The sequence below is a fragment of the Arachnia propionica genome, from assembly GCF_003859805.1.
GTDB lineage: Bacteria > Actinomycetota > Actinomycetes > Propionibacteriales > Propionibacteriaceae > Arachnia > Arachnia propionica_C.
The window spans coordinates 1-23,392 of record NZ_RQZG01000017.1; the positions used below are offsets into that span (position 1 = coordinate 1).

24 protein-coding genes are annotated in these 23,392 nt (G+C 67.8%); 10 read left to right on the plus strand and 14 right to left on the minus strand.

The features are described from left to right. From EII34_RS12705 to EII34_RS12715, 3 genes are all read left to right on the plus strand, one after another. Nucleotides 1–531: hypothetical protein (locus EII34_RS12705; RefSeq protein WP_221620298.1), on the plus strand; the 531-nt coding region annotated here is incomplete at its 5' end. Between the two features lie 18 nt (nt 532–549). Further along, nucleotides 550–897, plus strand: a complete 348-nt coding sequence (locus tag EII34_RS12710; RefSeq protein WP_124845546.1) for a hypothetical protein — start codon at nt 550–552, stop codon at nt 895–897. Between the two features lie 22 nt (nt 898–919). Next, nucleotides 920–1,354 (plus strand): pyrimidine dimer DNA glycosylase/endonuclease V, encoded by a 435-nt coding sequence (locus tag EII34_RS12715; protein WP_124845547.1) that lies wholly within the window; start codon nt 920–922, stop codon nt 1,352–1,354. A 94-nt stretch (nt 1,355–1,448) separates the two neighbouring features. Here EII34_RS12715 and EII34_RS12720 read toward each other — a convergent pair whose 3' ends face one another. The 5 genes from EII34_RS12720 to EII34_RS12740 all read right to left on the minus strand — a co-directional run bounded on the left by EII34_RS12720 (nt 1,449) and on the right by EII34_RS12740 (nt 6,146). Next, the gene (locus EII34_RS12720) at nt 1,449–2,552 is read right to left on the minus strand and encodes an ABC transporter permease (RefSeq protein ID WP_260425152.1); all 1,104 of its coding nucleotides are present in this window, start codon (nt 2,550–2,552) and stop codon (nt 1,449–1,451) included. Continuing rightward, nucleotides 2,549–3,430, minus strand: a complete 882-nt coding sequence (locus EII34_RS12725) for an ABC transporter ATP-binding protein (RefSeq protein WP_124845549.1) — start codon at nt 3,428–3,430, stop codon at nt 2,549–2,551. The genes EII34_RS12720 and EII34_RS12725 overlap by 4 nt, the downstream gene beginning before the upstream one ends. A 305-nt stretch (nt 3,431–3,735) precedes the next feature. Then, nucleotides 3,736–4,380: a response regulator gene (locus tag EII34_RS12730; RefSeq protein ID WP_124845550.1), complete on the minus strand. Its 645-nt coding sequence runs from the start codon at nt 4,378–4,380 to the stop codon at nt 3,736–3,738. Further along, nucleotides 4,377–5,600 (minus strand): sensor histidine kinase, encoded by a 1,224-nt coding sequence (locus EII34_RS12735; RefSeq protein ID WP_124845551.1) that lies wholly within the window; start codon nt 5,598–5,600, stop codon nt 4,377–4,379. Before EII34_RS12735 ends, EII34_RS12730 begins: the two co-directional genes overlap by 4 nt. Nucleotides 5,601–5,606: 6 nt before the next feature. Then, on the minus strand, nt 5,607–6,146 hold the full coding sequence (locus EII34_RS12740; RefSeq protein ID WP_221620299.1) for an RNA 2'-phosphotransferase: 540 nt from the start codon (nt 6,144–6,146) through the stop codon (nt 5,607–5,609). A 31-nt stretch (nt 6,147–6,177) separates the two neighbouring features. Here EII34_RS12740 and EII34_RS12745 point away from each other — a divergent pair, with 31 nt between their 5' ends. Further along, nucleotides 6,178–7,704: a WD40 repeat domain-containing protein gene (locus EII34_RS12745; protein WP_124845552.1), complete on the plus strand. Its 1,527-nt coding sequence runs from the start codon at nt 6,178–6,180 to the stop codon at nt 7,702–7,704. A 33-nt stretch (nt 7,705–7,737) separates the two neighbouring features. Here EII34_RS12745 and EII34_RS12750 read toward each other — a convergent pair whose 3' ends face one another. Next, nucleotides 7,738–7,974: a hypothetical protein gene (locus tag EII34_RS12750; protein WP_124845553.1), complete on the minus strand. Its 237-nt coding sequence runs from the start codon at nt 7,972–7,974 to the stop codon at nt 7,738–7,740. A gap of 140 nt (nt 7,975–8,114) precedes the next feature. Here EII34_RS12750 and EII34_RS12755 point away from each other — a divergent pair, with 140 nt between their 5' ends. After that, a complete protein-coding gene (locus EII34_RS12755) occupies nt 8,115–9,092 on the plus strand; it encodes a class I SAM-dependent methyltransferase (RefSeq protein ID WP_124845554.1) in 978 nt (325 codons plus the stop codon). Nucleotides 9,093–9,387: 295 nt separating this feature from the next. Then, entirely contained in the window at nt 9,388–10,530 is a 1,143-nt protein-coding gene (locus tag EII34_RS12760) for a S1C family serine protease (protein ID WP_221620300.1), read from the plus strand. A 114-nt stretch (nt 10,531–10,644) separates the two neighbouring features. Here the strand turns inward: EII34_RS12760 and EII34_RS12765 are convergent, their stop codons facing one another. From EII34_RS12765 to EII34_RS12780, 4 genes are all read right to left on the minus strand, one after another. Further along, nucleotides 10,645–11,910, minus strand: coding sequence for an alpha-L-fucosidase (locus tag EII34_RS12765; protein ID WP_124845555.1), 1,266 nt, complete (start codon nt 11,908–11,910; stop codon nt 10,645–10,647). A 66-nt stretch (nt 11,911–11,976) separates the two neighbouring features. Next, nucleotides 11,977–13,683 (minus strand): extracellular solute-binding protein, encoded by a 1,707-nt coding sequence (locus EII34_RS12770; protein WP_185711335.1) that lies wholly within the window; start codon nt 13,681–13,683, stop codon nt 11,977–11,979. Between the two features lie 50 nt (nt 13,684–13,733). Then, nucleotides 13,734–14,678, minus strand: a complete 945-nt coding sequence (locus tag EII34_RS12775; protein WP_124845556.1) for an ABC transporter permease — start codon at nt 14,676–14,678, stop codon at nt 13,734–13,736. 5 nt (nt 14,679–14,683) lie between these two features. After that, the gene (locus EII34_RS12780) at nt 14,684–15,538 is read right to left on the minus strand and encodes a carbohydrate ABC transporter permease (protein WP_260425153.1); all 855 of its coding nucleotides are present in this window, start codon (nt 15,536–15,538) and stop codon (nt 14,684–14,686) included. Nucleotides 15,539–15,866: 328 nt separating this feature from the next. Here EII34_RS12780 and serB point away from each other — a divergent pair, with 328 nt between their 5' ends. Both serB and EII34_RS12790 read left to right on the plus strand, forming a co-directional pair. Then, complete coding sequence (gene serB / locus EII34_RS12785) at nt 15,867–16,685, plus strand: phosphoserine phosphatase SerB (RefSeq protein ID WP_124845557.1); 819 nt, start codon at nt 15,867–15,869, stop codon at nt 16,683–16,685. 62 nt (nt 16,686–16,747) lie between these two features. Further along, nucleotides 16,748–18,262: an acetyl-CoA hydrolase/transferase family protein gene (locus tag EII34_RS12790; protein ID WP_124845558.1), complete on the plus strand. Its 1,515-nt coding sequence runs from the start codon at nt 16,748–16,750 to the stop codon at nt 18,260–18,262. A 59-nt stretch (nt 18,263–18,321) separates the two neighbouring features. Here EII34_RS12790 and EII34_RS12795 read toward each other — a convergent pair whose 3' ends face one another. After that, nucleotides 18,322–18,867, minus strand: coding sequence for a 2'-5' RNA ligase family protein (locus EII34_RS12795; protein ID WP_124845559.1), 546 nt, complete (start codon nt 18,865–18,867; stop codon nt 18,322–18,324). Between the two features lie 71 nt (nt 18,868–18,938). Between EII34_RS12795 and EII34_RS12800 the strand changes: the two genes are divergently transcribed. Both EII34_RS12800 and EII34_RS12805 read left to right on the plus strand, forming a co-directional pair. Further along, nucleotides 18,939–20,147 carry a M20 metallopeptidase family protein gene (locus tag EII34_RS12800; protein ID WP_124845560.1) on the plus strand — a complete coding sequence of 403 codons (1,209 nt, stop codon included), beginning with the start codon at nt 18,939–18,941 and terminating at the stop codon, nt 20,145–20,147. Between the two features lie 11 nt (nt 20,148–20,158). Beyond that, nucleotides 20,159–20,752 (plus strand): hypothetical protein, encoded by a 594-nt coding sequence (locus EII34_RS12805; RefSeq protein WP_124845561.1) that lies wholly within the window; start codon nt 20,159–20,161, stop codon nt 20,750–20,752. 54 nt (nt 20,753–20,806) lie between these two features. Here EII34_RS12805 and EII34_RS12810 read toward each other — a convergent pair whose 3' ends face one another. From EII34_RS12810 to EII34_RS12820, 3 genes are read right to left on the minus strand one after another with little or no spacing between them, the layout of a single operon-like run. Next, complete coding sequence (locus EII34_RS12810; RefSeq protein WP_124845562.1) at nt 20,807–21,640, minus strand: MetQ/NlpA family ABC transporter substrate-binding protein; 834 nt, start codon at nt 21,638–21,640, stop codon at nt 20,807–20,809. 58 nt (nt 21,641–21,698) lie between these two features. Further along, the gene (locus EII34_RS12815; RefSeq protein WP_124845563.1) at nt 21,699–22,370 is read right to left on the minus strand and encodes a methionine ABC transporter permease; all 672 of its coding nucleotides are present in this window, start codon (nt 22,368–22,370) and stop codon (nt 21,699–21,701) included. Further along, entirely contained in the window at nt 22,367–23,380 is a 1,014-nt protein-coding gene (locus EII34_RS12820; protein WP_124845564.1) for a methionine ABC transporter ATP-binding protein, read from the minus strand. The genes EII34_RS12815 and EII34_RS12820 overlap by 4 nt, the downstream gene beginning before the upstream one ends. Between the last annotated feature and the right edge of the window lie 12 nt (nt 23,381–23,392).

Consider the following 23,392-nt stretch of genomic DNA (forward strand, 5'->3'; position numbering starts at 1 on the left):
ACCAGCCCCACCCTCGTCCACATGTCCACCCGCCAACCCGACCCCTGGGACATCACCATCCTCGACGGCTGGGAGGTCGTCCACCGCAACGCACAGAAGCTCGCCGTGACGCGCCTTCCCAAGAGCGAGGAGGGGACGGTCACGGACGCCGGCCTCTTCATCCGGCGGCGCGACGGGTACGCCGTCTACGAAAGAATGAACAAGGGACGCACACCCAGCTACCCCATCGAACCCCAGGACCTGCTCCACCACGAACACCAACGACTCCTCAGCCGCGAGACAGTGGACATCACCGTCCTCCCCGAACGACTCATCGGAGGCGAAAAGGCCTTCGGCCTCTCCCACCTCGGCGTGACACGGGGGCGCCACTGGTTCCAGGAGATCTGGTACGTCGTCCGCCACGACGGGGTATGGCGCTTCACCCTGCAACCCGCCCACTGGGAGGAGACGATCCCACCCGAGATTTACCAGATGCTCGACTCCTTCCACTGGGAGACGACAGAACCCTCCCCCACCGCCACCGAGAGCTGACTGAGGACGAGAACAACCATGACCGACCATCTCCACTTCAATCGGGACGCCGTCGGCGTCTCCGCCAAGAAAAATTGGGCTGATTCCGAGGACTTCGGCATCCTCGGGGCCGCAGCAGGACGCCTCAATCCCGAAGCGGCCGTCGAGAAACCCAGCTCCCTCCTGCTCGCCTTCGGTTTCGACGCTCTCCAGGCGGCCCTGACCAACTTCTGCTCCGACCTCAGCCACACCCTCCACGAGTTCTCCGATGCCTGCGCCATCCTCGGCTCCGGCACCGAGGAGGCGATCTCCGACTTCGACGAGACGGAGCAGAGGAATGAGAAGGCATACCTCGACATCCAGCAGAGGATGTCCGGGAAATCCTGAGCTCTTCCCCGTACCCTGAACCATGCGGATCTGGTCATTGCACCCCAGCCACCTCGACCGGCAGGCCCTCATCGCCTGCTGGCGCGAGACCCTCCTGGCCCAGAAGGTGCTGCTCGGTCAGACCAAGGGCTACACCCGGCACCCGCAGTTGATCCGGTTCCAGGAGCTCGACGACCCGGTGGCCGGGATCGGCACCTACCTCGAGGCCCTCGTCACGGAGGCCACCGCCCGCGGCTATCGCTTCGACGCCACGAAGATCATCCGCACCGAGCCGTCGCTGCGGATGACCGTCACCCGAGGTCAGCTGGACCTGGAGACCGAGCACCTGGCGGGCAAGCTGAAGCAGCGCTCCCCCGAGCTGGCCGCACACTTCCCACCCGCCGACGGAGTGCGCCCCCACCCGCTGTTCGACGTGATCGACGGCCCCGTCGCCAGCTGGGAGAAGGCCAACGCCTGAGCCCAGCCACGACATCCGCTGCACATGTGCGGAGCGTTGCGACTGGCAACGATAACAGTCACAACGCTCCGCACGATTGCAGCGCTTCCGGGGTTCAGGAGGCCTTGGCCAGGGCTTCCTTCCACTTCATGGGCTTGCCCGTCTGCAGCAGACCGCGGTCGTAGACCCGGGCGGCGAAGAGGATCACCACGACGGTGGTTGCGACGAGCAGGGCAGCGGAGACCCCCACCTGCCACCACTCCATCCGCCCCAGGAACAGCTGGATCGGCACCGCCACCGGGGCACTGAACGGGATGTAGCTCATCGCGGTCATCAACGCCTGGTTGCTGTTCCCGGCGATCACCCCGAAGTACGGCAGCATCACGGTCCACACCATCGGCTGCACCACGCTGTTGAGGTCCTCGGTCCGCGACACCAGGGCGGCAGCAGCCGCGTACATCGAGGCGATCATCACGAATCCGAGGAGGAACAGTGGTACGAAGACCAGGATCGGGGCGAGCAGGTCACCCACCGGCAAGGAGTCGCCGTTGATCGCCAGCCCCAGCAGCACGGTGGCGGCGATGAGGCTGATCTGCACCAGTGCGGCGATGCTGTTGCCGATGATCTTTCCGGTGAGCAGGGCCTTCGAGGAGACGCTGGCCAGCAGGATCTCGACGATGCGGGTCTGCTTCTCCTCCACCACCGACTGGGCGATGCTCATGCCGAACGTGATGCCGGCCATCATCCACACCGCGCCGAAAGCGACCGACAGGAAGTACTGGAACGCCGGGTCCTGGGCGTTCGGGTCCAGCAGTTCCACCTGTGGAGCGACCGACAGGCTCTGCAGCAGGCTGGTCGGCAGGTCACGCAGGCTCAGCACCTTGATGCCGAGCGGGTTGGAGGGGTCGGAGACCACAGCTGCCTTCGCCGTCTCGTCGAGGACCGCCTGCCGGGCCGCCGCGTCGTCGGCCACCTCGACCAGCTCGGCGTCCGGGATCTGGGTGACGATCTGGGCGTGCTCCGCCGTCGCCGCGATGCTGGGAGCACCGCCGCTGAAGAAATCCCCCAGCCGGGGTCCCAACACGACAACGGCCAGCATCACTGCGAGCGTGACGAGCGTGCCGATGATGAACGCCTTGGACAGGAACCGTACCTTGATCTCGCGCTGGGCGACGATGCTGACGGTGGACCAGAAACTGGGACGGGTATGGGTGTTCACTTCGACATCTCCTTGTAGATCTCGTGGAGGTTGCGCACCACGGGCTGGAATCGGGTGACGGTGCCGCGTTGCAGCGCCTGGGCCAGGATCTGGTTGGCCACGGCCTCGTCAGCGGTGCGGAAGCACACGTAGCGGCCGTCGACATCGACGACCTCGACGCCGGTCTCCCGCACCCACGCGGTGTCGGTGCTGGCCTGCAGCTCCCACTCGTGGGTGGAGTTCGCGGCCTGCAGCTCAGCGCGGGTGCCGTCGGCGCGGATCTCGCCGTCGCGGATGATGACCAGGCGGTCACACAGCCGCTCGACCACGTCCAGCTGATGCGACGAGAACAGCACGGGTGCGCCGGTGGCCGCGAACTCGCGCAGCACCTGGACGGTGATCTCGACGGACTCGGGGTCGAGGCCGGAGAACGGCTCGTCGAGGATCAGCGCGGAGGGCCGGTGGATGAGCGCGGCCGCGATCTGCACCCGCTGCTGGTTGCCGAGTGACAGGGACTCCAGGGTGTCGGTCGGCTTGCCCTTGAGCTGCAGCCGCTCCAGCAGCTCCAGCCCATGACGCTTCGCCTCCGTGGCTCCCACACCGTGCAGCTGGGCCAGGTAGACCAGCTGGTCGATGATCTTCATCTTCGGGTACAGCCCCCGCTCCTCCGGCATGTAGCCGATGGCCGCGCGGTGCTCGGGGGTGATGGGCCCGCCGTCGGCCAGCACCTGCCCCTGCTGCGCGGCGAGCACCCCCAGGATGATCCGCATCGTGGTGGTCTTGCCTGCACCGTTGCCGCCGACGAAGCCGGTCATGAGGCCGGGATGGATGTCGAAACTGACGTCCTTGAGCACATGCTTGTCACCGAAGAACCGGTGGATGTTCCGTACGCTGATCATGACCTCAACGCTACGGTTCCCCCTCGTCACCGCACATCCCGCGTGCGGGTGAAATCCCGTATCCCCCGCACGGGGGAGGCGACGGCGCCACGAGGGTGCGCGAACAGGAGCGTACCCGAACTGGCGGGTTGCTTGACCTTGGAACGTTTCACACGAGGTCTCGCGGAACCAAAACGGCGATTCATGCCCAAGTGGTGGAGACGCGACAGGGACGCAGGCCACTGACTCAGCGGGGTCTGTTCACGACCACTGGCGCAGAGTGGTCGCGAAACGTCGAGAAACCGACACTTCACGACCACCCCGGCTCAGTGACGCGGCACCAGGCCGTGCTCGAAGGCCCAGATCACGGCGTTGATCCGGTCACGCAACCCCAGCTTGGTCAGGATGTTGGAGACATGGGTCTTGACCGTCTCCGCACTGATGTAGAGCTCTCCCGCGATCTCCGCGTTGCTCAGTCCCCGGGCAAGACAGCGCAGGGTGTCGAGTTCACGTTCGGTGAGCACGTCGACCCTCGCGTCGACGGGGACCGACGATGCGGCGAACCTGCCGATGACCCGCCTGGTCACCTCGGGGGCCAGCAGGGCGTCGCCTCGTCCCAGCACCTGCACGGCCTCGATCAGTTTCTCGGCCTCCGCGGTCTTCAGCAGGAACCCCGAGGCCCCGGCCTGGAGGGTCTCGAAGAGGAAGTCGTCCCGGTCGAAGGTGGTGAGGATCAGGATCGCGGCCCGACACCCCCGGTCCGTGAGCTGCCGGGTGGCGGCGATCCCATCGCACCTCGGCATCTGCACATCCATGCAGATCACGTCCGGGTCGAGGTCCTGGGCCATGACAACGCCCTCCTCACCGTTGGCGGCCTCCCCCACCACCTCGATCCCCGGCTCGGACTCCAGGATGGTCCTGAAACCGACGCGGATCAGCGCCTGGTCGTCCACCAGCAGCACCCGGGTCATGCTGTCACCCCCGTCGGGATCTCGGCACGGACCCGAAACCCGCCACGCGGTTTGGTGCCTGCACTCAGCGCCCCGCCGATGGCCTCGACCCGCTCCCGCATCCCGATGAGTCCGGTACCGGTGCCCGTGAGGCCGACGCGTTCCCCGTACCCGTCGTCGGAGACCTCCAGCTCCACCCGGTCGGGATGACCCCGGAGCCTCACCTCGACGTGCACTCCCGGCCCGGCGTGCTTGGTGGCATTGGTCAGTCCCTCCTGGGTGACGCGGTAGAGGGTGAGCCCGACCGCCGGGCTGACCTCGGGTATCTCCCCGAACGCCTCGTAGCTGGCATCCAGTCCGCTCGCCCTGGCCGAGGCGACGAGTTCGGGCAGGTCGTCGACCGTCGGTGGGACGACATCGCTGCCGTCGCTGGCACGCAGTGTCAGCACCATGGTGCGCAACTCCTCGACGGCGTGGCGAGCACTGCCCTCGATGTGCTTCAGCGAGGCGGTGGCCGCCTCCGGGTCGCGCGCGATCACTCGCCTGGCAGCAGCCGCCTGGACCGACATCGTCGTGACGTGGTGGGCCACGATGTCGTGCAGTTCCCGGGCGATCCTCAGGCGTTCCTGCTCGATGGCCGCGCGCACCAGCTCGGACTCGAGGTGCTGGATGTCGGCGTGGGCCTGGCGGAGTTGCTCACGCTCGACGGCCTGGTCGAAGGAGCGGTCGCCGAAGACCCAGGCCCCGGCGAAGAAGGCGATGTTGACGGCGATCTGGATCGCGAACACTCCGAGCAGCGGCCGGATCGGGGCCATCACGGTGCCGTCGACCTCCTCGATGATGCGCAGTGCGAAGGCCACCCCGAGCCACAGCGCCATCCCCGCGCAGATGAGGATACGGACGAGCAGTGCGCGTTCCCGCTGCATGGACCACGCGCCGATGGAGTAGAAGGAGACGAACAGCGACACCTGCGAGATGTGCACCTCCATGCCCGTCAGGTAGGCCGACACCACGTAGAGGACGGCCACCACAACCCCGGAGATCAGCGGGAAACGGCGACGCCACAGCAGCGGCACCGTCATGGCGATGCTGCCGACGGCCTGCAGCCAGGCCGGGGTCTCGAAGAAGCTACGCTCCGTCAGGTGGGTGAACCACGCCATGACGCAGCCCAGCGCCACCAGCGCGACGGTGATCGTCGCGTCGGTGCGCAACCAGTTGGCGGGCAGCTCGCGCGTGTCCATGGTCCCTCACAGCTCCGAGAGGTGACGGGCGGGGATCGTCCCTGCCATCCAGACCCGGTCACTTCCTCGGTGGAACCGGATGCCCGCCTCGTGGGCGGCCGCGGCGTCGATGCGCAAGATGACGGGGCGGCTCGCGTGGCGGGACCCGACGGATCGTGCCATCTCCACGTCGGTGGCCATGTGGACCTGCTGCCGCTCCATGGGCAGCAGACCCTTGGAGAGCACCGAAGTCAGGTTGCCCGGGGCGGTGCCGTGGTACAGGACCGGCGGGGGTGTGGCCGGGGTGTGCTCGATGCGGGTGGCGACGGAGTGCCCGTAGACGGCGCGGATCCGGCCGTCGCGGATCTCGTGCCGCTGCTTGCTCGCCGAGGAGACGGCCTGCTCGATGTCGGCGCGGCTCACCCTGCGGCTCCTCCGGTGGAACGCCGCGACCATGTCGTCGAGGCTGACCCAGCCCTCCGCGTCGAGGGTGAGCCCGTAGCTGCCGGGGTCGTGCCTGAGAGCGTGGGACAGGGTCCTGCTGATGTCGGTCAGGCGTTTGTCCATGGCCCCAGCCTAGGCCCTCTATCCTGTCCCCATGACCACCCAGCCACGCGTCCTCGCCGGTCTCGGGGGCTGGGAGGATCTGTGGAGCACCGACGGGTGGTACCTGTGGTGGAGCGCCGACGGTGATCGGGTGCTGGTGGTGAACCGGGACCTCTTCCTCCACGACGCCTGCACCGGGGCGCTGCTCCGGGTCTTCCCGAAGGCCCGGTTCCACGTTCACGGCCGGCCCCTCAGCCACGACGACGAGCGGGTGCTGGCGGGCGACGGGGTGTGGGACACCGCGACGATGCGGGAGCTGTTCCGCCTCCACCATCCACGCGGGACCACCGCTGAGTGGAGCCTTGACGGAACCCTCATCGCCCTGGCCTCCCCCGGTCGCCCCATCGCCCTGGTCGACGGCCGAACCGGTGCGGTGCGGCACCGGCTCGAGACCTCGACCGATCGCCCCCACCCACCGGCCTGGTCACCGGATGGCCGTCACCTCGCCGTCGGCGGGATCGCCCACGCCTCGGTGTGGGACACGGCCACGGGCGAGCAGGTGCTCCACATCCGTCGGGAACAGGGACCGCGCCGCCGCCACGCCGGGCCGGAGCACTGGCGGGTGTTCTGGGAGTCCGATCAGGTGCTGGTCGCCGACTCGGATGACGACCTCACCCGTTGGGGGCTCGACGGCTCCCCGCTCGGCCTGGCGAGACGACCCGAGCCCGCCCCGCCCGATCTCACCAGCCCGGACGGGACGTGTCGTCTCGTGCCGGAGCAGCGGGAACTCCACGTGGTGACCGAGGCGACGGGGCACACCGTGCGACTGGCCAGGGCCGTCATCGAGGAGCGACCGCTGGCGGTGACCGGGCAGCACCTCGTCATCGGATCTCCCCCGCTCCGGGTGGATCTCACCACCGGCGCTCCCAGCGCACCCGGAGACACGTCCTGTGTCCCGCATCCCACCACCTCGCCGGATGGTCGCCCCGTCGACGAGGTGATCCTCGGCCCGGATGGTCGGTGGCTCGCCTGCCTCGACCACGGTGGCTGCCTGGAGGGTGAGGGGCTGGTGAGCCTGTGGCGGGGCGGGCAACTCCTGCACCGCTTCGAGCCGCTCGGTGACATCCCGGACCTGATCTGGAGCCCCGACGGGACGCGGCTGCTCGCCGTCGGAGAATTCATGGGGCTTCGCATCCTCGATGCCCACTCCTTCGAGGTGGGTGACCTCGCACTCCCCCACCCGCACAGCGCCGCCTGGAGCCCCGACGGGGAGCGCATCGTGGCCGCCAGCGATCTCGGTCTGGTGGTCCTCGACCTCGACGGCCGGCGCCAGCACTGCTGGTCCGGGGAGGCATCGGTGCTCCACTGGGTGCAGCCGGAGCGGATCGTCGCCCTGACGGAGCGGGGAATGCTGCAGTGGGACCCCGCCGGGAACCCCGTCGGGGTCTGCGTCGATCTCCTCCCCGAGGGTGACCTGCTGGTCCGCGACTCCCTCACCGGGGCGCTGGTGAGTGCCACGGCAAGGGCGGATCGTTGGTTCCGTCCACTGCCCAGGATGCACGAACCCGCCCGGACCTGAGGCCTGGGCGGGTTCGTGGGGTCGGGGTTCAGCTCAGCACTGCGACCCCCGGTAACGGGCGTCCCCGAAGCCGAGGATCATCGTGACGATGGGGCTGAGCAGGGACAACCAACCATTTCCCCGGGCGATCTTGAGGGCCGTGCAGCCGTTGCGGAACGGGGTGGAACACTTCCACCCCGCCGCACCGGCCTTCTCGAACATCATCCAGTGCGCGACGGCCGGGAAGATCAGCGACACGACACCGAAGAGTGTTGTGTCGCCGGAGCTCATGCCTGACCCGATGGTTTCTCTTCCCTGAGGGAACTGGGGCCTGCAGACCTCTGAACGACGACAGCACGATGTCAATCGTCCGACGTCTCCACCTCCCACGGTTCGTCCTCCTCTTCCCGTCACCATGAGAGGATTTCCCCATGTCTCACCCCGTCGATCCCCTCATCCTGGACGAGTCCCCGGAGCGCGCCGACGCCCTGGCCGTCATCGACGCCCCCGGGCTGGTGGCGGCCGCCCTGGAGCGCTCCGACGACGTGCGGGTCTTCTGCGACGACGTGCGGGAGGCCCAGGTCGTCGAGTCGATCCGCGCTGACCTGCTGGTGGATCATCCCGCCGAGCTGAGCGGCGTCGATCTGGCCTGGGGGCACCTGCCGAAGTCACTGGCGGCGCTCGACGAGCACTGCTGCTGGCTCCAGGGCGCAGCGGACGTGATGTTCCTCACCGGGGCCCGCGTCAAGCACATGAACCACTCCATGAACCAGGTGCTGGGTCGCCATTTCACCGCCGTCAACGCCTCCCTGGGACGGGCGAAGAGCCGCGTGCTGCGGGCGTGGGGCCCGAACCAGCTGGAGAACCCCTGGCCGAAGCTGCGCCGCCACGACGACCTCGGACTCACCCTGGCCGCCCACGGGGCCACCTTCAACGGCAACCGCATCGACGACGGCACCCGGCTGCTGCTGGATCACCTCGAGGTCGAGGGCGGGGATGCCCTGGACCTCGGCTCGGGCAACGGCGTCATCGCCGCGGTCCTTGCGCGACAGGGTCTCACCACCACCGCCGTCGACGTCTCCTGGGCCGCGACGGCCGCCACCCACGCCACCGCCGAGGCGAACGGCCTGGAGATCGACATCCACTGGGGCGACGGGCTGACCGAGTACCCGGACCACAGTTTCGACGTCATCGTCACCAACCCCCCGTTCCACCAGGGCGTCGCGAAGGACTCCGAGCCCACACTGCAGATGTTCGACGACGCGGCGCGGGTGCTCCGCCCGGGTGGCCGGTTCTGGTGCGTGTTCAACTCCCACCTGCCCTGGCGTCGCGAACTGAACTCCCGGCTGGGCCGCACCCGTGTCGTCGCCCAGAACCGCCACTACACACTCACCGTGACCGATCGCTGACCGATCACCGACGAGCACCAACTGGCGGGTTGCCTGCACGAGACGCCGATGTCAACGCTGCCACACACGCAGCACGGCGATTCGTGCCCGGCTCTGGTGGCGCTGACCGGAGGGTGGCCACGAGATGGCGGCCACGAGAGGGTCTCCACGAGATGGCGGCGCCTGGGTGGTGACGCTGCCTGGATGGGGGTTGTCCGGGCATGATGACCGAGACCCACAGCTGAGCCGGAGGCAACTCACAGGGAGCTCACAGGAATCAGGTCTTGAGTGGATGCAGCCGATCCAAGGAGCATCCATGAACCAGCACCCACACCAGTTCCCCCAGCCACCCCTCTCCTTCCCCGGACCCCAGCAACCGGTCCCGACGATCCCCACGGCACCGCGTCGGGCTGGGATCGGGGCGACAGGGATCGTGGCACTGGCCCTGCTCTCCGCCGGGATCGGAGCCGGTGCCTCCCTGGCGGCCACGCAGTACCTCGCGCCCGCCAGCCCCGCCACACAGGCCGTGGCCACCTCCGTGGTCCAGGCCTCCGCCACCACCCCTGACTGGGCCGCCACGGCCGCTGCCGTGCAGGACGCGGTGGTCGCGATCCAGGTCAACGGCAGCTCTGGCTCCGGTCAGGGCTCCGGGGTCATCATCGACGCGAGCGGCCACATCGTCACCAACGACCACGTGGTCTCCGGAGCCGGTCAGGGGGCCCGCATCGCGGTGACCATCGGCGACCGGAGCCACCAGGCCAGCGTCGTCGGCACCGACCCGTCCACCGATCTCGCCGTGATCCGGCTCGACGACCCTCCGGCGACCTTCTCGGTGATCCAGTGGGGCGACTCCGCGTCCCTCACGGTGGGGCAGCCCGTGATGGCGGTCGGCAACCCGCTCGGGCTGTCCGACACCGTGACCACCGGCATCATCTCGGCCCTGAACCGTCCGGTCACCACCGACTCCGTGGTCACCGCCGCCATCCAGACCAATGCCGCCATCAACCCGGGCAACTCCGGGGGCGCACTGGTGGATGCCTCCGGGGCTCTCATCGGCATCACCAGTTCCATCGCCTCACTGCCGTCCTCGCAGGGCCAGACCGGCAACATCGGGATCGGTTTCGCGATCCCGGCCGCCCAGGTGAGGTACGTGGCCGAGCAGCTCATCGCGAACGGCGTCGCCGAGCACGCCCATCTCGGGGTCACGGCCCGCGACGGTGCCGCGGGCACCCAGCTGGGCGCGAGCATCGACCAGGTCTCCCCCGGATCGGCCGCCGCCGATGCCGGGCTCACCCCGGGCGACCTGGTCACCGCCGTCGACACCACCCCGGTCACCGGAACGGAGTCCCTCGTCGCCCTGATCCGCAACCACGAGGTGGGGCAGCAGGTCACATTGGCGGTGCTCCGCGGCGGCACCACCGAGGAGATCCGGGTCACCCTCGGCAAGGCCGCGACCTGATCCGGTCGACACCCCGGGCGGGCCTCGGCACCGGTTCGTCTTCGTCAGCAGGTCCGGCGCACCGGACGGGCCGTTGCCTCTCCCGGAGCGCCCCGGAACACCGTCGTGGCGACCTCAGGCCCCCTTCGCATCCGGTTCCACGGTCGGAGCGATGTAGTCCAGCTCACCGGCCTTCCTGCCCCCGGTGTCGAAGACCAGCAGTCGCGCCAGACGCGGCTCATCGCCCTCCACCTCGACGACGAGCTCACCGGCCACGGCCGGGGTGAACGCGTGGAGCCGGTGCTCCCCCACCGTCAACCCGGCTGCCAGCTCCCGCCCGTCGAGCAGCACCCGGTGCCCGGTGATGCGCTGCCCCCGGGAGTAGTCCTCCTCCAGGGCGATGTGGTCGAACCGGGTCCCGGGCGGCAGCACCGCCCGCCAGCCTCCGTCGATCCTGGTGAGTTCCGCCTCGACCGGTGCACCGAACCGGGAGTCCAGTTCCTGCCGCCACTCGAGCAGCCGCGCGACGTCCTCCTCGGGGATCAGACCGCGACGGTCCGGCGGGAGGTTGAGCAGCAGCCCTGCCCCCATCCCGACGGAGCGGTAGTGGATGCCGATCAGGTGCTCGAGCGATTTCGGTTCGTCCTCCTCCGCCCAGAACCAGCCCCTCCGGATGGAGACGTCACATTCAGGTGGCAGGTAGCGCTCGACCTCCTGGGAGATCGTCTCGTCCCCGTAGTTGTTGAGGTCCAGGACCGTGGTCGCGTACTCGACGGGATCGGCGGCCATCCCGTCCTCGTTGCCCACCCAACGGATCGTGGGGACACCCATGTTGAACACCATCGCATCGGGTTGGTGCTCGTGGATGACGGTCATGATCTTGTCCCAGTCGTACTGCCTGCCCTCCGACCCCGCTCCGTCGAACCAGATCTCCACGAGGTCGCCGTACCGGGTGCACAGCTCAGTCAACTGCCTGACGTAGAACTCGTCGTAGGCCGCCGCATCCGGGTAGCACCCGGCATTGCGGTCCCAGGGCGAGAGGTACAGGCCGACGGCGATGCCCCGACGCCGGAATGCGGTCACGAACTCCTCGACCACGTCCCCCTTCCCGTCGCGCCACGGTGAGGAGGCGACGGAGTAGGACGTGGTGTCGGTCTGCCACAGGCAGAAACCGTCGTGGTGCTTGGCGGTCAGCACCGCGTACCTCGCCCCGATGGCCTGAGCGGTCTCCGCCCACTGGTCCGCATCGAGCGCACTCGGGTCGAACGCCTCGGCGGGCAGGGTGCCGTCGCTCCATTCCGCTCCGAAGAAGGTGTTGATGCCGAAGTGGAGGAACACTCCAAGCCGCATCCGCTGCCAGGCGAGTTGCTGGGGGGTCGGCATCGGGTGGTTGTCAGTCATGGTCTTCCTTGTCGGACAGGTTGGCTCCCCCTGCCGCGGTCACGGCAGGGGGAGCCGGATCTCGGGTCAGGCCTTGTCGGCTGCTTCCAGGATCTCGAGGTAGCGGGGTACCCCGGCGGACTCGAGGGAGGACTTGTAGGACTCCCAGTCCGCGTCGGACTCCGGGTCGAGCCTGCCGAGGGCGAGGTTGGTCATCCCCTGCTTGTAGGCGTTGTCGATGTTGGTCAGCAGCTCACCGATCTCAGCCGCCTGGGTCTCGTCGAAGAAGGGCTCCATGAAGAACTCCTCCTCCTTCATCGCGAAGGGCTCGTACATCTTGCCCGCCCGGTAGAGCTCCGGCTCGATGGAGGTGGCGTCGTCGACCGCCTCGCCGTGGCGCACGTCGAGCACCAGGTTGTAGGTGCACCACTCCCACCAGACACCGTTCTTCGGGGCCGGGGTCGTGACCTTGTAGATGGCCTGGCGCTCGTCGATCCCGGTCTCACCCTCAGCGGCCCAGGTCCAGTTGTCGTCGGGACCGAGGCGCATGTTGAGGGTGGACACCAGGCCGAGCTGGTAGTCGGCCCACTGCGCGATCTCCTCCGGCTTCTGCGCCTTGGTCGGGATGATGAGCCCGACGACGGCACCCGGGTCGTAGGACCAGCCGACGACGGCCGTTCCATCGGGTCCGGTGAACGGCTTGAACGGGATGAACTGACGGTGCCGGGAGTTGGGATCGGTCAGCTCGACGGTGGCGAAGTCATTCTGGGACTGTCCGGCGACCACCGCGACCTTGCTGCCCGCCGGATCCATGCCGAGCCGCACCAGCTGTTCCTTGGTCTGGGTGAAGGCGGCCTCATTGGTGAGCCCGTCCTTGACCAGCTTGTTCATGAAGGCCATCGCCTCACGGAACTTCTCGTCCATCGGGGTGAAGAACGGCTTCCCGTCCACCCGGCGGAGCCTCTCGAAGCCCATGTTGAAGAAGGCGGCGCACACCAGTGCGATGGGCGGGAGTTCCTGGCAGCCACTGAGCGGCACGACATCCGGGTGTGCCGCCTTGATGTCACGCAGCAGCTTCTCGAAGTCGTCGATGGTCTCGACCCCGTTGCTCGTCGCCACCCCGAACTCCTCGGCGATGGGGGTGTGGATCCAGGTGCGGGAGGGCGCTGACTTGCAGTGGTAGCACTGGTTGACCGCAGGCAGCGCGTAGAGGGTGCCGTCCGGGGTGGTCATGACCTCGCGGAGCTTCGGGTTGGCCTTGAACATCTCCAGCATCTCCGGCATGTACTCGTCGACGAGCTGGTTGAGGTCCATGAACAGCCCCTGCTTGCCGTAGGCCCACAACTGGGAGCGGGAGAAACCACCCATCCACTTGGGGCCGGTCATGAAGGCATCCGGCAGGTCCCCGGAGGTGATCATCGCGTTGAGCTTGGGGGCACCGTCGTCACCCGGTGGAATGGTCTGGTACTCCACCTTCATCCCGGTGGCCTCCTCCAGGTGCTTGGAGAAGGCGTTGGTCTCGAGGTTGAAGTCGGGGAACTGGCGACCGACGACGCGGAAGGTGGTGGATCCGTCCGAGAAGGGCTTGAACTCCCGCGCCCGCGGACCGATGTAGCCCTCGGGATAGAGGACCCCCTCGATCTCCTTGCCGAGCTGGACCTTCAACGACGCGCTGCCCGGGGTGTAGGAACTGGTGCCGGCCGCACCGTTCTTGCCACCGGAACCGCCACCACACCCGGCGACGGCCGCTGCGGCGACACCGCCGACCCCGGCCAGGAGGGTGCGCCTGGACATCTTCTGCAACATTGACATTTCTTCTTCCCTTTCAGTTTCTGTGGGGAGTCTCAGAACAGACCGCTCCTGGTGGTGCGCCTCGCGAACCAGTTGACGGTGAGCAGCAGCACGAGCCCGACGACGCTCTTGAACAGGCCGATCGCCGTCGAGTAGCTGTACTGGGGGATCGGGGACTTCAGACCCACCTCGTAGACATAGGTGTCGATCACCTGGGAGACGCCCAGGTTGAGGGGGTTCTGCAGCAGCAACACCTTCTCGAAGCCGATGGAGAGGATGTTCCCGGTGGAGAGGATGAGCAGGATGACCGCGATCGGCATGATCGCCGGCAGGTCGATGTGGATGATACGACGAAACAGCGACGCACCGTCGACCTTGGCCGCCTCGTGGTACTCGGGTGGCACGCTGGTCAGGGCCGCGAGATACATGATCGCGGAGAACCCGGCGGTCTGCCAGACCCCTGACCACACGTAGATGTGGCGGAACCAGTCGGGATCGGTGAGGAAGTTGGAGTGGGCGATGCCCATCGAGTCGAGCAGTTTCGGCACCACGCCGGTGCTGGGGTCCAGCAACATCATCACGATGCCGACCACGACCACCACCGACAGGAAGTTGGGCGCGTAGGTGATGAGCTGCACCGAGCGGCTGAAGTACTTGTGTCGCAGCGCGTTGAGGGCCAGTGCCAGGATGATCGGGATGGGGAATCCGGCGATCAGTTCGTAGAGGGCGAGTGAAATCGTGTTCCACAGCAGCGGCCAGAAGTTGTTGCTCGCGAAGAAACGCTCGAAGTGCTTGAACCCGACGAACTCGCCACCCGAGATGCCGGTCAACGGGCTGAAGTCGCGGAAGGCGATCTGGACCCCGTACATGGGGACGTAGAGGAACACGATGGCCCACACCACGGCGGGCAGCAGCAACAGGTAGAGCTGCCAGGCCCGCAGCACCCGACGCATGAGTGGCACCTTGCGTGTGGTCAGCTGTTCAAGGTTCTGGTCCATGGTCCTCACCCCTTGACCGATCCGAGCATCATGCCCTTGACGAAGTGTTTCTGGACGAATGGGTAGGCGATGAGCGGCGGAATGCTCGAGACGACGATCAGCGCGAACTTCAGCTTCGCCGCGACCTCCTGCATCTGGGCGATCTTCTGTGGATCTGCCTCGGCCAGTTTGGCCGCGTCGAAGGTGTTCTGCACGAGGATGTTCCGCATCGCCAACTGCAACGGGTAGAGCGTCTCATCCGTGAGATAGATGAGCCCGTTGAAATAGGCGTTCCAGGTCGACACACCGTAGAGCAGCATGTTGACGGCCAGGATCGGGATTGACAGCGGCAGTGCGATCCGGAAGAAGAACGTCAGGTCGTTGGCACCGTCCATCCGGGAGCTCTCCAGCAGCTCGTGCGGGATCGTGGTCTCGAAGAACGCCTTGGTGATGATGAGCTGCCACACGCTGACGGCGGCCGGGAGGACCATGGCAAACGGTGTGTCGAGCAGGTTGAGGCTGCGCACCAGCAGGTAGGTGGGGATCATGCCGCCGCTGAACAGCATGGTGAGCATGAAGAAGAAGGTCAGGATCCTGCGGAACGGCAGGTCCTGCCGGGACAGGGCGTAGCCGGCCATCATCGTCATGGCGGTTCCGAGCAGGATCACCGCGGCCGCGTAGGCCAGCGAGTTGAGGAAGCTGCGCAGCAGCAGTGGGGAGTCGAACAGCGCCTGGTAGGCCTCGAGGCCGAAACCGACGGGGAGGAAGACCACCTCACCGGAACGTACCGCCGTGGAGTCGGAGAACGACGCGCTGACGACGTAGACCAGCGGGTAGATGATCGAGATGGCGAAGATGACGAGGACCACGACGAGCCCCACCTGCAAACCCCTGTCGCCGAGGGGCTCCCGGAGGCTTCTCGTCCGGGTCGGTCCCGGCATCATCATGCTCCTCCCCGGTGAGGCTGGTCACAACGGTGGTGGTTCATGGCTGGCACCTCGCCTTCATCCGGGCCTGGGAGTTCGGGTCCGTGACACCCCGGTGTGCCGACGTCCGATGCGCCCGTGATGGACGCTGACGGGGTGATCCTCGCCCCGCGTTCTTGATGATGGCAACGTTATCATCACCACGCCCTCCTGTGTCCACACCGGTGTCCAGACCTGCGCAGTCCGACTGACAGCACCCAGGGGCTCGCTACGCTGTTGCACCATGCGAGCCCGAGTCGTCGCCCTCCATCCGCAGCCCGCTCCGCTCCCCTTCGACGCCGAGTGGCGCGAGGCCCCGTTCGGGGTGCTGGCCACCGCGACCCTGGACCTGGAGGACCCGGAGCAGCTCCGGCTGGACCTCTTCAACGCAGGACTCTCCGGCGCCGTGATCACCGGCCCGTTGGCCGATCGACCCGCCCGACTGGTGCTGTGCGACGTCGACTCGACACTGACCACCACCGAGGCGGTCGACCTCATCGCCGAGCACGCCGGCACCGGGGCCGAGGTCTCGGCCATCACCGAACGCGCCATGCGTGGTGAGCTGGACTTCGAGACCTCTCTCAGGCAGCGCGTCGCCACGCTGGAGGGGCTGCCCGTCTCGGTGCTGGCCGAGGTGCTGCCCCGCATGACCCTCGCCCCCGGGGCCAGGGAACTCATCACCGCCCTCCACGACGCGGGGGTCGTCATCGGTGTCACCTCCGGCGGCTTCAGCCCCTTGGTGCAACCGTTGGCCGAGGACCTGGGGCTGGACTTCTGGAACGCCAACGGGCTGGGGGTCCGGGACGGGGTGCTGACCGGCCAGGTGACGGGAGTGGTCGTGGACCGCGCCCAGAAGGCCCGCGACCTCGCGCGTTTCGCCGACCGGCACGGTGTGCCACGCGAGCTCACCGTCGCGGTTGGCGACGGTGCCAATGACCTGGCCATGCTCGCGGCTGCCGGCCTCGGGGTGGCCTACTGCGCCAAACCACTGACCGCCGCCCAGGCCGACGCGGTGATCTCGTTCCCGCGTCTCGACGCGGTTGCCGCCCTCACCCTGCCCTGACGTGCCTGGCGGATGTCGAACCACTAGTCTTGTGCCCACGTGAAACTTTCCAAGGAGGGAACATGTCAGGTCGGATTCGCAATGAGGGTTTCCGTTCCAAGGTCATGTCGGCAGCTGACGCCGCCGCCATCGTCGAGAACGGCTGGAACATCGGTTTCTCAGGTTTCACCGGTTCCGGTTACCCGAAGGCTTTCCCGGGTGCCCTGGCCGAACGCATCACCGCCGCCCACGACCGGGGCGAGGAGTTCAAGGTCGGCGTGTGGACCGGGGCCTCGACCGCACCTGAGCTCGACGGCGCCCTCGCGGCCACCGGCGGGGTCGGCTACCGGCAGCCCTACCAGTCCGACCCGGACATGCGAGGCGCCATCAACAAGGGCGTCTCCTACTACACCGACATCCACCTGTCCCATGTCGGCCCACAGGTCAGCCAGGGCTTCCTCGGCAAGCTGCACCTGGCCGTGATCGAGGCCACCGCCATCACCGAGGACGGCGAGATCGTGCCGTCGTCGTCGGTGGGCATGAACCGCACCTACGTCGACCACGCCGACAAGGTCATCATCGAGGTCAACGAGTGGCAGTCCGAGGGCCTCCACGGCATGCACGACATCTACTACCCCATCGGTGAGCTGCCGCCGAAGCGGGTCCCGCTGCCCATCCAGCACGCCGGTGACCGCATCGGTGGACTCACCATGAAGGTGGACCCGGAGAAGGTCGTCGGCATCATCGTCACCGACGCGCCGGACCGCAACACCCCGTTCAAGCCACTCGACGACGACTCGCTGGCGATCGCCGGGTACCTGCTGGACTTCCTCGGCAACGAGGTCAAGCAGGGCAGGCTGCCGGAGAACCTGCTGCCGCTGCAGTCCGGGGTCGGCAACATCGCCAACGCGGTGCTCGCCGGCCTGCTTGAGGGCCCGTTCGAGAACCTGACCTCCTTCACCGAGGTGATCCAGGACGGCATGGTGGACCTGCTGGACTCCGGCAAGCTGCTGGTCGCCTCCGCCACCGCCTTCTCGTTGTCCCCCGAGGCCGCGGAGAAGATGAACCAGAACGCCTCGGAGTACGCCAAGAAGATCATCCTGCGCCCACAGGACGTCTCCAACCACCCCGAGGCCATCCGCCGCATGGGGGTCATCGCCTGCAACGGCATGATCGAGGCCGACATCTACGGCAACGTGAACTCCACGCACATCATGGGCTCGAGGATGCAGAACGGCATCGGCGGTTCCGGTGACTTCACGCGCAACGGCTACTTCTCGGCCTTCGTGACCCCGTCGACGGCGAAGGGCGGGGCCATCTCGGCGATCGTCCCGATGGTCAGCCACATCGACCACACCGAGCACGACGTCGACGTCATCATCACCGAGCAGGGGCTGGCGGACCTGCGCGGCCTGGCCCCGCGGCAGCGCGCCCAGGTCATCATCGAGAACTGCGCGCACCCGGACTTCAAGGAACCGCTGCGTGAGTACGTCAAGCTGGCCGCGACCAAGGCCAACGGGCAGCACACCCCGCACGACCTGGCGACGGCACTCAGCTGGCATGTCCGTTTCCTGGAGACCGGCTCCATGAAGGCCTGATCCCCGATCACGACGACGGCGGTGCCCCGGGAAGATCCCGGGGCACCGCCGTCCAGGTCTCAGGAGCCGAGGCTGTAGGTACGGTGACGTCGCCATGCCCCGGTGCCGGGCGGCGGCCCGGACCACAGCTCGACCGTCGTGCAGCGCTGGACGACGGGCAGGTGCTTCAGCACCTTCACCTCCGCGGCCTTGAGGGCCTCCAGCGGGGCACGCTTGCCGATGGTCACGTGTGGGGTGGCACGCTCCGGAACCGCCCCGAAGGCCGGGTGGTCCGGGAACACGTCACGGATGCGGGTCACGAGATTGTTCAGCACCACCGGGTCACGCGGTGGCAGGTACACCGAGTCGGTGCCGAACCAGGCCGTGGTGGCGAATTCGAGCTGGAATCGCCCGAAGTCACGCAGCACCTGGTCCAGCCGGTCGTCCTGTTCCACCGACAGGCGTGTGGTGAAGGGGTACAGCAGGTTGAGATGGGCAGGAACACCGTCGGCCGCCGAGGGGTCGAGCTGCATCCGGATGTCGCGCAGGACCGGCTCCAGGTCGGAGCACTTCAACATCAAGGCCGACTGCCGGAGCACGACGTAGGGCTCGGGGGCGGATTCCATGCCTCCATCCTAGAAGAAAGCCCCGGTGTTGACGGGACGACATCCGGACCGGTCGATGAGAGAATTCGTCCGTGAGCATTCGTGACTACATCGCAGGCATCGAGGACGAGCTGGTCACCCTGCGCCGTGACCTCCACCGGATCCCGGAGGTGGGGCTCCACCTGCCCGACACCCAGGCCCGGGTCCTGGCGGCCCTGGCCGGGCTGCCGTTGGAGATCACCCTGGGACGTCAGGTGAGCAGCATCGTCGCGGTGCTGCGGGGAACCGCGCCCGGTGACGGGGAACGTCCCGTCGTGCTGCTGCGCGGCGACATGGACGCCCTGCCCGTGGCGGAACTCACCCAGGAGCCGTTCGCCTCGACCAATGGGAACATGCACGCCTGTGGGCACGACCTGCACATGGCGCTGCTCGTGGGAGCGGTACGCGCGCTGTGTGCCCACCGCGACCAGTTGGCCGGGGACGTGATCTTCCAGTTCCAGCCGGGTGAGGAGGGTGTCGACGGATGCCGCTACATGCTGGAGGAGGGCCTGCTGGATGCGGCGGGGCGCCGCCCCGATGCGGCCTGGGCCATCCACGTGTGGTCCGCGATGGATCCGTGCGGGGTGTTCTCCACCAAGCTCGGCACCGTGATGGCCTCCTCGGACGAGTTCCGGGTGAAGGTGCTGGGGCGTGGCGGGCACGGCTCGGCCCCGCACCGGGCCGCCGACCCGGTGGCCCCGATGGCCCAGATGATCACCGCCACCCATGAGCTGGTCACCCGTCGCTTCGACATCTTCGATCCCGTGGTGGTCACGGTGGGGCACGTCCGGGCGGGCACCGCGCACAACGTCATCCCGGAGTACGCGGAGTTCCACGGCACCTTCCGGGCCTTCTCCGACGAGGCCCGCAACCGGGTGGCCGAGTTGCTGCCTGCCCTGTTCACCGGCATCGCGGAGGCGCACGGCGTCGACGTGACCTTCGAACGGGTGGAGCAGTACCCCGTCACCGTCAACGACGAGGCGGCGACCCGGGAGGTCGCTGCGGTGGTGGCCGAGCTCTTCGGTGAGCAGCGGCACGTGCGCTGGGAACATCCCCTGTCCGCGGCGGAGGACTTCTCCCGGATCCTGCAGGCGGCACCCGGCAGTTTCATCGGGTTGAGCGCCTGTCCGCCGGAACTGGACCCGGCCTCGGCCCCGATGAACCACTCGGCCCACGCCCGGTTCGACGACCGAGTGGTCGCCGACGGCGCGACGCTGCTGGCCGAACTGGCGGCCAGGCGTCTTGCCCCGGTCGCCGAGTAGTCTGGTCCGCGATGACCACACCCACACCTGCGGTTCCCGTCAAGGAGATCGCCACCCTGCCGCCACTGCCCCGGGCCAACGGGCACCTGAGGCTCTCCCAGCGCACCGGGGAGCCGACGCGACCGTGGACGGTCACCGTCGCGTTGGTGGTGATGTGTCTGGCCGCGGCCGTCATCGCCGTGTTCTACGGCCGTCACTGGTGGCTGGCGGTCCACCCCCCGGAGTACCCCACCTCCGCCCTGCTGGTGGAGTGGATCGCCCCCGACCCGGGAAAGTGGTTGTCGTTGACCCTGGAGGGGGTGCTGGCACTCATCGCCTTCCTCGCCGCCGGCGCCTGCGGCTGGGCAGGGTTCCAGGGATGGAACGGCTGGGCCTTCTCCCGCTGGGCCGGACTCTCGGCCATCGTCGCCACCGGCGTGGCGGCGGCGACGTTCAGTCCGCTCGCCCTCGTGGCAGTCGGCCTGGCGACCCTCTCGACGGTGCTGCTCTTCCTGCCCGTCACCGCGCGGTTCTTCCGCGACTTCGCGGAGCACCGACATGTGCCCGTCACCGGGTGGCGACGCCCCGAACAGATCTTCTACGGCAGACTCCCCCGGTTCCGCTGACACACGACGATCCCCGCACACCTCAGGGTGCGGGGATCGTCGTTCAGGAAGGGATCAGGCGGGGGTGACGTCGCCGTTCGGCCACTGCGACCTGATGAACTCCTTCACCTCGTCGCTGTGGAGCAGCTCGTCGAGCTTCGCCACCGCGGGCTTGGCGTCATCGGTGCGCCAGGTCAGGAAGTTGGCGTAGGGATTGCCCGCCACCTCCTCGACCTCCAGGGCACCCTCGGTGCTGAGCCCGGCGGTGAGGATGAAGTTGCCGTTGATGATCGCCAGGTCGACGGCGGGGTCGTCCTTGACCTGGATGATGATCTCCGGCTGGTTCTCCTCGAACGTCAGACCACGCGGGTTCTGCTCCGGGGTGAGGGTCAGCACGGAGGTGCCCTCGGTGACATCGGTCAGCAGCCCGGCCTTCTCCAGCAGCTTCAGTGCGCGGTACTGGTTGGAGGCGTCGTTGGTGATGGCGACGGTCGCTCCGTCGGTGACCTCCGCGGCGCTGCCGAACTTCGACGAGAACAGCGCGTAGGGCTCGATGTGGATCCCCTCGCCGTGGGAGAACCTGTAGCCCTTGTCGGCGATCTCGGCCTCCAGGTAGGGCAGGTGCTGGAAGTAGTTGGCGTCCAGGGTGCCGTCGGCCAGGGTGGAGTTCGGCAGCACGTAGTCGTCGAACTCCCGGATCTCGACCTCGATCCCGGCCTTGGCCGCCAGGTTGTCGCGGACGTACTCCAGGATCCTCGCGTGCGGGACCGGGCTGGCCCCCACCACGATCCTGGTGTTCTCCTCGCCGTTGGACGAGGTGGTGTCGTCGGATTTCCCGGCCCCACCGCAGGCGGTCAGGGCGATGGCAGCGGCCAACGAGGCCGCCAGCAGGGACAGGTGCTTGCGCATGGGATGCCTTTCTCGGTCAACAACAAGTTGACCTCTGTCGGATGAGGCGACGAGCCACTCAGCGGTGGTCGACGCGGCGGATCACTGTATCCCCCAACGCCTGGATGAGCTGAACCATTCCCATGAGCAGCAGCACGGTGACGAGCATCACCAGTGGTTCGAAGCGTTGGTAGCCGTAGTTGTAGCCGAGCCGACCCAGCCCGCCGCCCCCGATGAGCCCTGCCATCGCGGAGTACCCGATGAGCGTGACGACGGTGGTGGTGATCGCGGCGACCAGGGCCGGGGCGGCCTCCGGCAGCAGCACCTTGGTGATGGTCTGGAACCGGGTGGAGCCCATCGCGTGGGCGGCGTCGAGCTTGCCGGGGTGGACGTCCCGCAGGGCGGACTCCACCAGGCGGGCGAAGAACGGCACCGCGGCGATGGTCAGGGACACGCTGGCCGCATAGGGGCCGACGGCGGTCCCGACGATCCACTTCGTGAACGGGATGAGGCTGAGCATGAGGATGGCGTAGGGCACGGAACGGGTGATGTTGACCAGCGCGCTGAGCGTCAGGGAGACGACGCGGTTGTCCGCCATCGCACCGCGTTGCGTGGTGAACAGCACCACACCGAGTGGAAGGCCGAGCAGCACCGTCGCGACACCGGAGATGCCCACCATGACGAGGGTCTCGGTGACGGCCGGGCCGAGGGCCTTGAGGAGGGCATCGGTGGTGATCTCCAGGGCGGTCATGCCGCACCTCCTGCCAGGTCGCTGTCGGGGGTGATGCGCGCATCGGCACCGAGGCCACGCAGGAAGGAGACGACCGCCTCCGGATCGGTCCCCGCGGGCACCAGGAGCCGCAGGTGGCTGAACGTGACCCCGGCGAGGTGTTCGACGCTGCCGGCGACGATGGCCAGCGTGGCTCCGACGTGCTGCGAGGTGAGGGCCACCACCGGCTGGTCGGCGTTGCTGCCGGAGGCCAGCACGTCGACCAGGACACCTCCTGCCTCGTCGGCCGGGTCGTGGGGTGGGATGCCGAGCAGGGCCTGCGACAGACGTCCGTCGAGCGTGCGGATCACCTCGGTGAGGGGGCCGGACTCGACGATCCGTCCGGCCTCCAGGAGGGAGACCGAGTCGCAGATGCGTTTGACCACGTGCATCTCGTGGGTGATGACCAGGACCGCCAGGTCGAGGCTGCGGCGGAGCTCGTCGATGAGGTCGAGGATCTCATTGGTGGTCCTCGGGTCCAGGGCGGAGGTGGGTTCGTCGCACAGCAGCACGTCGGGTTCGGTGGCGAGTGCCCGGGCGATGCCGACGCGTTGCCGCTGCCCACCGGACAGCTGGGCCGGGTGGGCCCGTCCGGCGTCCTCCAGCCCGACCAGGGACAGCAGCTCCACGGCGCGCGCGGCGGCGATGCGCCTGCTCACTCCCTGGATCTCCAGCGGGTAGGTGATGTTGTCGATGATGGTGCGGGAGTCGAACAGGTTGGCGTGCTGGAACACCAGGCCGAGTCGACGCCGCATCGAGCGCAGCTCGGTGTTGCTGGCACTGGTCAGGTCGCGGTCCTGGATGCTGATGGTTCCGCCGGAGGGGCGGTCCAGCATCGCCAGGCATCGCACCAGCGTCGACTTCCCGGCCCCGGAGTGGCCGATGATGCCGTGGATGCTCCCGGCCGGGACGCTGAGACTCACGCCGTCGAGGGCGTGGACCACCCTCCCGGGCTGCTGGTAGACCTTCTTCAGGTCGGTGACTGTGATCATTGTGCTCCGGGG

What these genes read in the sequence shown, in the direction of transcription:
- EII34_RS12725 (WP_124845549.1), bottom strand. Translation starts at nt 3,430, where the DNA reads ATGATCAGCGTACGGAACATCCACCGGTTCTTCGGTGACAAGCATGTG.
- EII34_RS12735 (WP_124845551.1), bottom strand. Translation starts at nt 5,600, where the DNA reads ATGGACACGCGCGAGCTGCCCGCCAACTGGTTGCGCACCGACGCGACG.
- EII34_RS12775 (WP_124845556.1), bottom strand. Translation starts at nt 14,678, where the DNA reads ATGGACCAGAACCTTGAACAGCTGACCACACGCAAGGTGCCACTCATG.
- EII34_RS12795 (WP_124845559.1), bottom strand. Translation starts at nt 18,867, where the DNA reads ATGGAATCCGCCCCCGAGCCCTACGTCGTGCTCCGGCAGTCGGCCTTG.
- EII34_RS12750 (WP_124845553.1), bottom strand. Translation starts at nt 7,974, where the DNA reads ATGAGCTCCGGCGACACAACACTCTTCGGTGTCGTGTCGCTGATCTTC.
- EII34_RS12820 (WP_124845564.1), bottom strand. Translation starts at nt 23,380, where the DNA reads ATGATCACAGTCACCGACCTGAAGAAGGTCTACCAGCAGCCCGGGAGG.
- EII34_RS12765 (WP_124845555.1), bottom strand. Translation starts at nt 11,910, where the DNA reads ATGACTGACAACCACCCGATGCCGACCCCCCAGCAACTCGCCTGGCAG.
- EII34_RS12755 (WP_124845554.1), top strand. Translation starts at nt 8,115, where the DNA reads ATGTCTCACCCCGTCGATCCCCTCATCCTGGACGAGTCCCCGGAGCGC.
- serB (WP_124845557.1), top strand. Translation starts at nt 15,867, where the DNA reads ATGCGAGCCCGAGTCGTCGCCCTCCATCCGCAGCCCGCTCCGCTCCCC.
- EII34_RS12770 (WP_185711335.1), bottom strand. Translation starts at nt 13,683, where the DNA reads ATGTCCAGGCGCACCCTCCTGGCCGGGGTCGGCGGTGTCGCCGCAGCG.
- EII34_RS12715 (WP_124845547.1), top strand. Translation starts at nt 920, where the DNA reads ATGCGGATCTGGTCATTGCACCCCAGCCACCTCGACCGGCAGGCCCTC.
- EII34_RS12740 (WP_221620299.1), bottom strand. Translation starts at nt 6,146, where the DNA reads ATGGACAAACGCCTGACCGACATCAGCAGGACCCTGTCCCACGCTCTC.
- EII34_RS12790 (WP_124845558.1), top strand. Translation starts at nt 16,748, where the DNA reads ATGTCAGGTCGGATTCGCAATGAGGGTTTCCGTTCCAAGGTCATGTCG.
- EII34_RS12760 (WP_221620300.1), top strand. Translation starts at nt 9,388, where the DNA reads ATGAACCAGCACCCACACCAGTTCCCCCAGCCACCCCTCTCCTTCCCC.
- EII34_RS12710 (WP_124845546.1), top strand. Translation starts at nt 550, where the DNA reads ATGACCGACCATCTCCACTTCAATCGGGACGCCGTCGGCGTCTCCGCC.
- EII34_RS12810 (WP_124845562.1), bottom strand. Translation starts at nt 21,640, where the DNA reads ATGCGCAAGCACCTGTCCCTGCTGGCGGCCTCGTTGGCCGCTGCCATC.
- EII34_RS12815 (WP_124845563.1), bottom strand. Translation starts at nt 22,370, where the DNA reads ATGACCGCCCTGGAGATCACCACCGATGCCCTCCTCAAGGCCCTCGGC.
- EII34_RS12730 (WP_124845550.1), bottom strand. Translation starts at nt 4,380, where the DNA reads ATGACCCGGGTGCTGCTGGTGGACGACCAGGCGCTGATCCGCGTCGGT.
- EII34_RS12805 (WP_124845561.1), top strand. Translation starts at nt 20,159, where the DNA reads ATGACCACACCCACACCTGCGGTTCCCGTCAAGGAGATCGCCACCCTG.
- EII34_RS12745 (WP_124845552.1), top strand. Translation starts at nt 6,178, where the DNA reads ATGACCACCCAGCCACGCGTCCTCGCCGGTCTCGGGGGCTGGGAGGAT.